The sequence below is a fragment of the Xenorhabdus sp. KK7.4 genome (assembly GCF_963876465.1).
In the GTDB taxonomy this organism is placed as follows: domain Bacteria; phylum Pseudomonadota; class Gammaproteobacteria; order Enterobacterales; family Enterobacteriaceae; genus Xenorhabdus; species Xenorhabdus stockiae.
In genome coordinates, this window is record NZ_CAWNQF010000089.1 from 207,967 (window position 1) to 219,624 (window position 11,658).

Here is an 11,658-nt window from a genome sequence, read left to right on the forward strand (position 1 = left end):
GAAAAGCAGTTAAACAGCAAAAAACCGTCATTGAGTATCTTTTGTTGTAAAAAAAGATATTAATGACGGTTTAAGTATAATTAGGTTGAATTAGAGTTTTGTAAATTGTTTATTATCTAATACCTTGGAAACTTCTTTATTCAAAATATTCAGCAGAAGAATTGAACGAGTTTCTCCATCTGGTTCATTATAAATGGCCTGAATCCCTTCAAAAATCCCTTCAGTTATCAGAACAGTATCACCGGAAACAGGGGTTTCTGGTGCAGTGAATTCCTGTTCAGTCGCATTCATTAATTCATCGATTAATTGTTGTGGGACAACCGCTGGGTATGTACTGAAACGGATAAAGTGATTAACCCCCCGCGTTGAATTAACCGTGGTGGTATGAATAACTTCTGGATCAAAGTTCACAAAAAGGTAGTTCGGAAAAAGAGGTTCGGTTACGGTCGTTCTTCTGCCCCGTATAATTTTTTCAATTTTGGCTGTGGGTGTCAGGCAAATGACATCCTGTCTCTCCAGGTTTTCTACCGCCCGAGAGATTTGCCCGCGTTTACAATAAAGAAGATACCAATTTCCCATAATATTCCGACTCCATTACACAATCTACTAAGCATAACAAAACCGATATACCAGAATCACCTATAAAATGAAGCATAACAAAACCGATATAAGCAAATCATATATAAAGTGAAAAATGTGTTTAAAGAAAATGACATGTTTTTACAGGCAGTAACGTGTTTTACAGGCCAAAATCCATATTTTATACACTTTGTCTTTCAAGTTGCTTCTTTGTTGGCTGAACAAACTCGTTTCCGACGAATTTGACGCTCTCCTGCCGCCACGGTGCGTCTTGAAATCCATTGTGTATCATTATTAAACAGATAATCGTTTCATTTTACTTATCATTATGAATTAAAATGATTTTTATAGATAAAATTGCAGAATAGTTTATTTTTTTAAAAACGCATATTAAGAGGATAGCACTATTTTATTGGTGTAAATGAATAGCTTAAAATTTATCTACGTAATCAGATGTTTTCCGTGCAATTTGATAAGCAGGCATGGAGGCTGAACAACGTTTCTCTGTGTCTTAGCAATTTGCCCCACAAGAATACAATAAATTCATTGATTTTTAGTAGGTTATGAGTTTACCTTGTAACCTGCATTCGAGAGCTTATAATGTCCTTCCCCCTTAAAAATCGGCATAATTGAATAATATGAAATACCGCGATCTAAGAGACTTTCTTTCCTTGCTGGAACAATCTGGTGAATTAAAACGAATTAGTATGGAAGTTGATCCCTATCTGGAAATGACCGAAATCGCGGATCGTACTCTTCGTGCCGGTGGGCCTGCCTTGTTGTTTGAAAACCCAAAAGGATACTCGATGCCGGTTTTGTGTAATCTGTTTGGGACACCTAAACGGGTTGCGATGGGGATGGGGCAGGATGATGTTAAAGCCCTGCATGATGTTGGCAAGTTGCTGGCCTTTCTCAAAGAGCCGGAGCCACCAAAAGGTTTTCGTGATTTGGTTGGTAAGTTGCCTAAATTCAAACAAGTTTTAAATATGCCAACCAAGCGTCTTAGTTCTGCGCCTTGTCAGGAGCTGATCTGGGAAGGGGATGACGTTGATTTGACCCGAATCCCGGTGATGCACTGTTGGCCAGAAGATGCTGCTCCTTTGATTACATGGGGCCTGACTGTAACCAGAGGGCCAAATAAAGAACGCCAGAATCTAGGCATCTATCGTCAGCAAGTTTTAGGTAAAAATAAGCTTATCATGCGCTGGCTATCACATCGCGGTGGGGCACTCGATTTTCAGGAATGGTGTCAGTCTCATCCGGGGGAGCGTTTTCCTGTTTCTGTTGCTCTGGGTGCGGATCCTGCCACAATTTTAGGCGCTGTTACGCCTGTGCCTGATACCCTGTCTGAATATGCTTTTGCCGGATTGTTGCGTGGGCATAAAACGGAAGTTGTGAAATGTTTATCCAATGAATTGGAAGTGCCTGCCAGCGCTGAGATTATCCTCGAAGGATACATTGAGCCGGGTGAAATGGCGCCGGAAGGGCCATATGGTGACCATACTGGTTATTATAATGAAATAGATATGTTTCCTGTATTTACCATTACTCACATTACCCAGCGTCGTGATGCTATCTACCACTCTACCTATACAGGGCGCCCACCGGATGAACCGGCTGTATTGGGCGTTGCATTGAATGAAGTGCTGGTACCTATCCTGCAAAAACAATTTCCTGAAATTGTCGATTTTTATCTACCTCCTGAGGGTTGTTCTTATCGGCTTGCCGTCGTTACGATGAAAAAACAATATGCAGGGCATGCCAAACGGGTCATGATGGGTGTTTGGTCATATCTGCGGCAATTTATGTACACAAAATTTGTGATTGTCTGTGATGATGACATTAATGCCCGAGACTGGAATGATGTTATCTGGGCAATAACAACGCGGATGGATCCGCAACGGGATACTGTCTTAATGGAAAATACACCAATTGACTATCTCGATTTTGCATCACCTGTTTCCGGGCTTGGCTCAAAAATGGGATTAGATGCAACCAATAAATGGCCGGGAGAGACACAAAGGGAATGGGGGCGTCCGATTGTCATGAGTGATGAGATCCGGGCCCGTGTCGATGAAATTTGGGATCAATTAGATATTTTGAAGCGATAAGAGGGAACGCATGACAACACTAAGCTGTAAAGTAACATCGGTTGACTCCATTACAGATACAGTTTATCGGGTTCGTTTATTACCTGATTCGCCTTTTTCTTTTCGTGCAGGGCAATACCTTATGGTCGTGATGGATGAGAGGGATAAACGCCCCTTCTCTATGGCATCATCGCCATCAGAAAAACAGACGATTGAATTGCATATAGGGGCTTCTGAATTGAACCTGTATGCAATGGCGGTGATGGATAGGATCCTGGATCAGAAAGTTATTGATATTGATATTCCACACGGGCAAGCGTGGTTTCGTGAAGACAGTAAAAACCCTATGCTATTAATTGCAGGAGGAACCGGGTTTTCATATACCCGTTCTATTTTACTGGCTGCCTTAGAGAGCGATCCTGAGCGCGAAATTGCAATTTATTGGGGTGGTCGTGAGTTGCAACACCTCTATGATTTGGGTGAATTACAGTCTTTAAGTGAACATTACTCTAATTTAACCGTCGTTCCTGTGGTTGAGCAGGCTGACGGTAATTGGCGGGGAAGGACGGGAACTGTATTAAGTGCTGTTCTGGAGGATTTTGGCAATTTAGCTCCGTATGACATTTATATCGCCGGCCGTTTTGAAATGGCTAAAATTGCCCGTGAACGGTTTTGCAGTGAGCGTGATGCTTCTCTTGAGCGTATGTATGGTGATGCGTTCGAGTTTATCTGATTTATACACTTTGTCTTTCAAGTTGCCTCTTTGTTGGCTGCGCTCGCTCACCTCAGTCACATAGTTAGCTATGCTCTTGGGGATTTACTCCCTTGCCGCCGCTACGCATCTTGAAATCCATTGTGTATATACCTACCATCTGGTGAGCAATAATAAAAAAACCCGCCCCTGACAGGCGGGAAACTACGGCAACAACTTATTCGAGTGATGCAATAGATAAGACAGACAAGGGGAAAATACTCACAAATAATCGTCAGATATCTCGATAGCTAAACTCTTTCAATAATCGTGGCAATGCCCTGACCCAGCCCGATACACATGGTTGCTAATCCGAACTGGACATCTTTACGCTCCATCAGATTCAGCAAGGTTGTTGTGATTCTGGTACCAGAACAGCCCAATGGATGACCAAGTGCAATAGCACCACCGTTCAGGTTAATTTTGTCATCCATACTATCCAGCAGATTCAGTCCCTTCATACATGCCAGAGACTGGGCAGCAAATGCTTCGTTTAATTCAAACAGGCCAATATCCGAAAGAGTCAGACCGGCTTTTTTCAATGCCATCTGTGTTGCAGGAACAGGGCCATAGCCCATGATGGAAGGATCACAACCAACAACCGCCATTGAGCGGATACGGGCGCGAGGCTTCAATCCCAGTTCACGTGCTTTACTTTCACTCATAACCAGCATTGCTGATGCACCGTCTGAAAGTGCTGAAGAGTTACCGGCGGTTACACTACCCGTGACTGGGTCAAAGACAGGGCGCAGACCAGCTAAATCTTTCAGATTAGTATCCGGGCGGATAACCTCATCAAAATTAACAAGCTGAATGTTTCCGTCAGCATCGTGCCCGTGCAGAGGGGCAATCTCACTGGCAAAGGCTTTTGACTCTGTCGCCTGTGCAGCGCGCTGATGTGAACGCATAGCAAATTCATCCTGCATTTCACGGCTGATACCATGCATTTTTGCCAGCATTTCAGCGGTCAGACCCATTACACCTGCTGCTTTTGCGACATTGCGGCTTAATTTAGGGTGGAAATCGACACCATGAGTCATCGGCACGTGGCCCATGTGCTCAACACCACCAATCATGGCAATATTGGCATCTCCTGTCATGATCATGCGGGTAGCATCATGCAATGATTGCATCGAAGAACCACACAGACGGTTCACGGTAACCGCGGGTACTGAATGAGGAAGCCCTGCCAGCAAGGCTGCATTACGGGCAATATTAAATCCTTGTTCCAGTGTTTGTTGTACACATCCCCAAGAGATATCATCAATCTGCTCAGGTTGTACTAATGGGTTACGTTTAAGGAGTGACTTCATCAAATGTGCTGAGAGATCTTCGGCACGGGTCTGACGGAATACTCCACCTTTTGAGCGCCCCATCGGGGTACGGATACCATCAATAATGACTACGTTTTCCATGTTTTCAGACCTCACGCTGTTTCACCTGAATTAACAGCAAGTTTTGCTGCCGCAGGATAGTAACTTTCATTGCTCTCAGCTTTCGCTTTCAGGCCAGCTGGAACCTGATAAAGTGCACCTAAATGGGCATAGCTTTCAGCCAGTTTCACATAGGCTGCTGTTCCCATTGTATCCAGATAACGGAAAACACCGCCGTGGAATGGAGGGAAACCTAAACCATAAACCAGCGCCATGTCTGCTTCTGCAGGGCTGGCAATCACACCTTCTTCCAGACAGCGAACAACTTCGTTAATCATTGGTATCATGGTACGTGCAATGATATCTTCGCCAGAGAAAGCCTGTTTAGGCTGGCTTACACCTGCCAGTAACTGATCAGTGGTTTCATCCTGCTCTTTTTTCGGTTTACCTTTTCTATCCTGAGTGTATTTATAGAAACCAACACCATTTTTCTGGCCGTAACGCTGGTTTTCAAACAAGACATCAATGGCATCCCGATAATCACGGTTCATACGCTCAGGAAAACCTTGTGCCATGACGCTCTGTGCGTGATGGGCAGTATCAATCCCAACTACATCAATCAGATATGCAGGGCCCATCGGCCAGCCAAATTCTTTTTCCATGATTTTGTCGATTTGACGGAAATCACCACCATCTCGCAATAACATGCCAAAGCCGGCCAGATATGGGAATAGAACACGGTTTACGAAAAAGCCCGGGCAATCATTCACAACAATCGGGGTTTTGCCCATTTTGCTGGCATAGGCAACAACAGCAGAAATTGTTTTTTCTGATGTTTTTTCTCCACGAATGACTTCAACCAGCGGCATGCGGTGAACCGGGTTAAAGAAGTGCATACCACAGAAGTTTTCTGGTCGCTTCAGTGAGTTGGCTAATTCAGTGATGGGAATAGTGGAAGTGTTGGATGCCAGAATACAATCATCATTAATATGAGATTCTGTTTCTGCCAGAACTGCCGCTTTAATTTTCGGGTTTTCAACAACCGCTTCGACTACAACCTGAGATTGCTCAATACCGGCATAATCCAGCGTTGGGTGGATTGATGACAAAATCTTAGCCATCTTCATTGCATCCAGACGTCCGCGCTCAAACTGTTTGTTCAGTAATTTAGCCGCTTCGTTCATGCCGAGATCCAGTGCTTTCTGATTAATATCTTTCATCAGAACCGGCACACCTTTACGTGCTGATTGGTAAGCGATACCACCACCCATAATACCCGCGCCCAGAACAGCGGAATGTTGAGGTGTTGAAACTTCTTTCAGATGTTTTTTTGCCAGACCTTTTACATACTGATCATTCAGGAAGATCCCGACCAAAGCACGGGCGACTGAAGTATGCGCCAGCATCACGAAGCTATCACTTTCCAGTTTTAATGCTTCATCGCGATTCAGAGTCGCTGCTTTTTCAATGGTTTTTACCGCAGTAATCGGAGCCGGATAATGAGGCCCTGCGACTTTCATTACCATGCCTTTTGCCACAGTGAAACTCATGGTGCGTTCAATCGCATTAAGGCTAAGCGGTACTAGTTTCGGTTGGCGGGCGGCTTTCCAGTCTAAATCACCTTGAATAGCCTGTTCCAGAATAGAAACAGCAGAGTCAACCAACTTCTCTGTAGGCACAACGGCATCAACCAAGCCATTTTTCAACGCTTCTTCAGCACCAATATCTTTGCCCGCTGTAATAATTTCAAGGGCATTATCAGTTCCGATCAAGCGTGGCATACGAACTGAGCCACCAAAACCCGGCATGATACCTAGTTTCGTTTCTGGTAAACCGATTCGAAGATCGGGGGATGCTACGCGAAAATCAGTGGCAAGTACTAACTCGCAACCGCCACCAAGCGCATACCCATTGATTGCGGAGACTGTAGGAACAGCAAGGTCTTCAATTCGATTGAAAATGTTATTAGCGAGATTCAGTAATTCATGCAGTTTTTCTGCCGGAGCGCTAAATAAAGATAAAAATTCTGTGATATCCGCACCGACGATAAAGGCCTGTTTTTCAGAGCGGATTAATAGCCCTTTTAATTCAGATTGTTGTTCAAGGGTGGCAATTGCCTTATCCAGTGATGCAACAGTCTTGGTATCCAATTTATTAATTGCGGCTGACGCATTGAAGATCAGTTCTGCAATGCCATCTTTCAGCCAGTTTACTTGAATAGTTTCACTTAGGTAGAGCATGTCATTCTCCTCAATGAGTGCATACCATCTGGTATGACCAGATGCAGTTGATTGTGATTAGTGTGTTAAGTGAATGCAAACCAATGATTAATTTTTTGTAGGGCGGATCACAGGTAAGATTTATGATGGGAAGTGCTATTTTTTATTATTTACTTGAAAAATATAAATATTATTAGTTAATTCTTATTAAGTTGATTTTCAGTGATGACACGAAAAATAATGTATTGTGGTAAAATTGAAATTCCGGCCAGATAACCCAAAGGTTCATAAAATGGAAAAGTTGGCATCTCTGTATCAAGAACATATTAAAATTTTGCAAAAGCGTGCTAAAGAAATATTAGCACGCAGTCAGCTTGACGCCCTGCTTATTCACTCTGGTGAGTTATTACGAGTATTTCTCGATGATAGCCATTATCCGTTTAAGGCAAATGCACATTTCAAGGCATGGGTTCCTGTAACCAAAGTACCGAATTGCTGGTTATGGATCGATGGTGTCAATAAACCCAAATTATGGTTTTATTCTCCAGTGGATTATTGGCACAGTGTGGAACCACTTCCTCACGGATACTGGACGGAAGAAGTGGAAATGTTCCATCTGACCAGTGCCGAAGATATTAATGCAGCACTGAATGGCTTTTCAAAACAACATACGGCCTACATCGGCGAACAAGTTAAACGTGCGAAATCGCTGGGGATCTCCGAACATAATCTTAACCCCAAAGCCGTTTTAGATTATTTAAGCTTCCATCGTTCCTATAAGACAGATTACGAACTGGCCTGTATGCGTGAAGCGCAGAAGACAGCAGTGAATGGCCATATGGCGGCACATGATGCGTTTTTGTCAGGTGTCAGCGAGTTCGAAATCAATATGTTCTATCTGATCGCAACGGGACACCGTGATACTGATGTTCCTTATGACAATATTATCGCACTGAATGAAAATGCTGCTGTTTTGCACTATACAAAGTTGCAGCAAACGGTACCGGCTGAAATTCGCAGTTTTTTGATTGATGCGGGGGCAGAATATAATGGCTATGCGGCGGATATCACCAGAACTTATGCAGCGAAATCAAATAGTGAGTTTGCTTCTCTGATTAAAGGGCTGAATGACGAACAGCAGGCAATTATAACCACGATCAAAGCGGGTACCCGGTATACCGATTATCATATCAATATGCACTATCGCATAGCCAGGTTGCTGAAAAAGCACGATATCATTAATGGAATTAGTGAAGAAGCTATGGTTGAAAAAGGGCTGACAGCGCCGTTTTTCCCTCACGGGCTTGGTCATCCGCTTGGTTTGCAGGTACATGATTCCGCCGGATTTATGCAGGATGATACCGGAACTCATTTGGCTGCGCCGGAAATGTATCCTTATTTGCGTTGCACACGTGTTCTGGAGCCAAGAATGGTTTTGACCATTGAGCCGGGGCTTTATTTTATTGAAACCTTATTGGCACCGTGGCGTGTCAGCGAATACAGCAAACACTTCGACTGGAAAAAGATCGAGGCACTCAAGCCATATGGTGGTATTCGCATTGAAGATAATATCGTTATCCATGATGGAAAAATTGAAAATATGACCAGAGATTTACAGTTGCCGTAATGAAGCCTTATTTAATTCCAGCGGCTTCAGTCAGCTTTACTGAAGAAATAAAGAAAAGTCGTTTTATTACCCTGCTGGAGCATACCAGCGGGGTTGATGAAGCAAAATCGTTTATTCAACGCATTAAACAGCAATACCCTGATGCCCGGCATCACTGCTGGGCTTTTGTTGCTGGCGCTCCCGATGATTCTCAGCAGTTAGGTTTTTCAGATGATGGAGAGCCTACCGGAACCGCGGGTAAACCGATGATTGCACAATTGATAGGAAGCGGTTTAGGGGAGATCACTGCTATATCCGTCCGTTATTTTGGGGGAATTAAACTGGGTACCGGGGGGTTAGTGAAAGCCTACGGTAATGGCGTTCAGCAGGCGCTTAAGCTATTGGAAACAGAGTATAAAGTTCCACAGAAACAATACCAGATACAATGTGAATATGCACAAATCTCAATGGTAGAACAGTTATTACAGCAATTTTCAGGGCAGGTACTTGCCAGTGAATATACGGAAAATGTTACATTGCAAGTCTCATTACCTGCTACCCTTGCTGATGAAATAGGTAATAAATTACGTGACTTAAGTCGCGGGGCGCTATTTTTAACATCAAAAGAATAATTATTTTGTCATACCGGATTTCGAAGGAACCTGCTGAATGCATTTTCGCACCATAACCCGTATTGTCGGGCTACTTGTCATTATTTTCTCTGTCACAATGATTATTCCGGGGTTGGTGGCATTGATTTACCGAGATGGTGCCGGCAGAGCTTTCAGTCAGACATTCATCTTTGCACTTCTGATTGGTCTGGTACTTTGGGTACCGAATCGGGAACAAAAATATGAACTGAAACCTAAGGAAGGTTTCTTGATCGTTGTACTGTTCTGGACTGTACTGGGTAGTGTCGGTGCTTTACCTTTTATTTTCTCAGAAAAACCTAACCTTTCTATTACTGATGCTTTTTTCGAATCTTTCTCAGGATTGACGACGACAGGGGCAACGACACTCGTTGGTCTTGATTCTCTTCCTAAAGCCATTCTCTTTTATCGGCAAATGCTGCAATGGTTGGGAGGAATGGGAATCATCGTACTGGCGGTTGCGATCCTGCCTTTGCTGGGGGTAGGGGGAATGCAGCTTTATCGGGCTGAAATGCCGGGGCCACTGAAAGATAATAAAATGCGTCCTCGTATTGCTGAAACGGCAAAGACTCTCTGGCTGATTTATGTTTTATTAACCATTGCCTGTGCGGTTGCCTTATGGGCTGCCGGGATGTCAGTTTTTGATGCCATTTCTCATAGCTTTTCTACTATTGCGATAGGGGGGTTCTCGACCCATGATGCCAGCGTAGGCTTTTTTAATAGCCCGACGATTAATACTATTATTGCAATTTTTCTGCTGATCTCTGGCTGTAACTTTGGTTTGCACTTTGCTGTGCTTTCAGGAAGAAGCCTGAAAGTTTATTGGCGTGATCCTGAATTCCGCATGTTTATCAGTATCCAGCTGGCATTGGTCGTCATATGTATGCTGGTTTTGTGGCAGCACTCCGTGTATGAATCAAAATTAAATGCACTGAATCATGCCTTCTTTCAGGTTGTGTCGATGGCAACTACAGCAGGGTTTACGACGGACAGTTTTGCTAAGTGGCCGCTGTTTCTGCCATTTCTGTTACTGTGCTCTGCATTTGTCGGCGGATGTGCCGGATCGACTGGTGGGGGTTTGAAAGTCATCCGCATCTTGTTGTTGTTTCTGCAAGGCTCCCGCGAATTGAAGCGGTTAGTTCATCCTAATGCGGTATACACAATTAAACTGGGGCGTAGGGCATTACCGGAAAAAATTATTGAAGCAGTTTGGGGTTTTTTCTCCGCTTATGCGTTGGTTTTCATTATTAGCATGTTGTTACTGATTGCTACAGGAGTTGATGAGTTTTCTGCGTTCTCTGCTATTGCCGCAACACTGAATAATCTTGGGCCGGGATTGGGTACGGTAGCTGATAACTTCACTACAATGAACCCGACAGCGAAATGGGTTTTAGTGGTGACAATGCTGTTTGGGCGTTTGGAAGTTTTCACTTTATTAGTTTTATTTACGCCAACTTTCTGGCGCGATTAATCGAAGATACAGAGGCGTATTTATGAATTACCTATTGCTCTACTCCACACAGGATGGACAGACTAAGAAAATAATCATGCGTATTGCAGAAAATATTCGCCGGACAGGTATCAATTGTGACTTGAGAGATCTTGCGACAGTCAATCATATGAATTTGCTTCCTTATAATAAGGTGATGATCGGGGCTTCAATACGTTACGGGAACTTTAATTCGGTATTACATAAGTTTGTTGTACGCCATCAAAAGCAATTGAATCAACTAACGACAGCTTTCTTCAGTGTCAATTTAACAGCCAGAAAACCAGAAAAAAGAACGCCCGAGACGAATGCTTATGTTCGTAAGTTTTTGGTAAAAAGCCCTTGGCAGCCAGATTTGTGCGATGTTTTTGCCGGAGCATTGCTTTATCCCCGCTACCGTTGGTTTGATCGCATAATGATTCAGCTCATTATGCGTATGACCGGAGGAGAAACTGATACAACAAAAGAGATTGAATACACCGACTGGGCCCAAGTGGATCATTTTTCTCAGACATTTTTACAACTAGAGCCTCAAAAAGAGGCTTAAAAGCAATCTTTTTGTTGGTTATTTCCTCACTTTGAGGAAAAAAGAAACGAACGAAAATAAAATGCAAAAAAACTATTGTCAGGGCCGAAAAACTCCCTATAATGCGCCACCACTGACCGACGCTGAGCTGAGACATGTCGCGCAGGACAGCGGAAGGAAAGCGAAAATAAACGCTTGACTCCGGAGGCAAAAAGCGTAAGATACGCAGCCTCGCAACCCGGAAGCCACTTCCGGTTGCAATGCTCTTTAACAAATTAATCAGACAATCTGTGTGGGCACTCGCAAGACACTATCGACAGCCGAAAGGCAAAAAAGATTAAAGTCTTGAAGAGTGACTGAAACAGTTAATTCATT

The 11,658-nt window shown here is 43.6% G+C and carries 9 protein-coding genes; 6 read left to right on the plus strand and 3 right to left on the minus strand.

From position 1 onward, the window contains the following. Window positions 1–90 precede the first annotated feature (90 nt). Window positions 91–579, minus strand: coding sequence for a transcription/translation regulatory transformer protein RfaH (rfaH, locus tag AACS90_RS16370; protein ID WP_099120801.1), 489 nt, complete (start codon window positions 577–579; stop codon window positions 91–93). 638 nt (window positions 580–1,217) lie between these two features. Between rfaH and ubiD the strand changes: the two genes are divergently transcribed. Further along, window positions 1,218–2,690, plus strand: coding sequence for a 4-hydroxy-3-polyprenylbenzoate decarboxylase (gene ubiD / locus AACS90_RS16375; protein ID WP_099120803.1), 1,473 nt, complete (start codon window positions 1,218–1,220; stop codon window positions 2,688–2,690). A gap of 10 nt (window positions 2,691–2,700) precedes the next feature. Next, a complete protein-coding gene (fre, locus tag AACS90_RS16380; protein WP_099120804.1) occupies window positions 2,701–3,402 on the plus strand; it encodes an NAD(P)H-flavin reductase in 702 nt (233 codons plus the stop codon). 269 nt (window positions 3,403–3,671) lie between these two features. On the opposite strand, the gene fadA is transcribed toward fre, so the two are convergent. Both fadA and fadB read right to left on the minus strand, forming a co-directional pair. Beyond that, window positions 3,672–4,835 (minus strand): acetyl-CoA C-acyltransferase FadA, encoded by a 1,164-nt coding sequence (gene fadA, locus AACS90_RS16385; RefSeq protein ID WP_099120828.1) that lies wholly within the window; start codon window positions 4,833–4,835, stop codon window positions 3,672–3,674. Between the two features lie 11 nt (window positions 4,836–4,846). Further along, window positions 4,847–7,033: a fatty acid oxidation complex subunit alpha FadB gene (gene fadB / locus AACS90_RS16390; protein WP_099120806.1), complete on the minus strand. Its 2,187-nt coding sequence runs from the start codon at window positions 7,031–7,033 to the stop codon at window positions 4,847–4,849. A 271-nt stretch (window positions 7,034–7,304) separates the two neighbouring features. Between fadB and pepQ the strand changes: the two genes are divergently transcribed. Genes pepQ through hemG form a run of 4 tightly spaced genes read left to right on the plus strand, consistent with a single transcriptional unit; the run spans window position 7,305 to window position 11,304 of the window. Further along, window positions 7,305–8,639 carry a Xaa-Pro dipeptidase gene (gene pepQ, locus AACS90_RS16395; RefSeq protein WP_099120808.1) on the plus strand — a complete coding sequence of 445 codons (1,335 nt, stop codon included), beginning with the start codon at window positions 7,305–7,307 and terminating at the stop codon, window positions 8,637–8,639. Further along, window positions 8,639–9,250, plus strand: a complete 612-nt coding sequence (locus AACS90_RS16400) for an IMPACT family protein (protein ID WP_099120810.1) — start codon at window positions 8,639–8,641, stop codon at window positions 9,248–9,250. The genes pepQ and AACS90_RS16400 overlap by 1 nt, the downstream gene beginning before the upstream one ends. 37 nt (window positions 9,251–9,287) lie before the next feature. Then, window positions 9,288–10,739, plus strand: a complete 1,452-nt coding sequence (gene trkH / locus AACS90_RS16405) for a Trk system potassium transporter TrkH (protein WP_099120811.1) — start codon at window positions 9,288–9,290, stop codon at window positions 10,737–10,739. Between the two features lie 22 nt (window positions 10,740–10,761). Beyond that, complete coding sequence (hemG, locus tag AACS90_RS16410; protein WP_099120813.1) at window positions 10,762–11,304, plus strand: menaquinone-dependent protoporphyrinogen IX dehydrogenase; 543 nt, start codon at window positions 10,762–10,764, stop codon at window positions 11,302–11,304. Window positions 11,305–11,658 lie beyond the last annotated feature (354 nt).

What these genes read in the sequence shown, in the direction of transcription:
- ubiD (WP_099120803.1), top strand. Translation starts at nt 1,218, where the DNA reads ATGAAATACCGCGATCTAAGAGACTTTCTTTCCTTGCTGGAACAATCT.
- fadA (WP_099120828.1), bottom strand. Translation starts at nt 4,835, where the DNA reads ATGGAAAACGTAGTCATTATTGATGGTATCCGTACCCCGATGGGGCGC.
- trkH (WP_099120811.1), top strand. Translation starts at nt 9,288, where the DNA reads ATGCATTTTCGCACCATAACCCGTATTGTCGGGCTACTTGTCATTATT.
- pepQ (WP_099120808.1), top strand. Translation starts at nt 7,305, where the DNA reads ATGGAAAAGTTGGCATCTCTGTATCAAGAACATATTAAAATTTTGCAA.
- AACS90_RS16400 (WP_099120810.1), top strand. Translation starts at nt 8,639, where the DNA reads ATGAAGCCTTATTTAATTCCAGCGGCTTCAGTCAGCTTTACTGAAGAA.
- fadB (WP_099120806.1), bottom strand. Translation starts at nt 7,033, where the DNA reads ATGCTCTACCTAAGTGAAACTATTCAAGTAAACTGGCTGAAAGATGGC.
- hemG (WP_099120813.1), top strand. Translation starts at nt 10,762, where the DNA reads ATGAATTACCTATTGCTCTACTCCACACAGGATGGACAGACTAAGAAA.
- fre (WP_099120804.1), top strand. Translation starts at nt 2,701, where the DNA reads ATGACAACACTAAGCTGTAAAGTAACATCGGTTGACTCCATTACAGAT.
- rfaH (WP_099120801.1), bottom strand. Translation starts at nt 579, where the DNA reads ATGGGAAATTGGTATCTTCTTTATTGTAAACGCGGGCAAATCTCTCGG.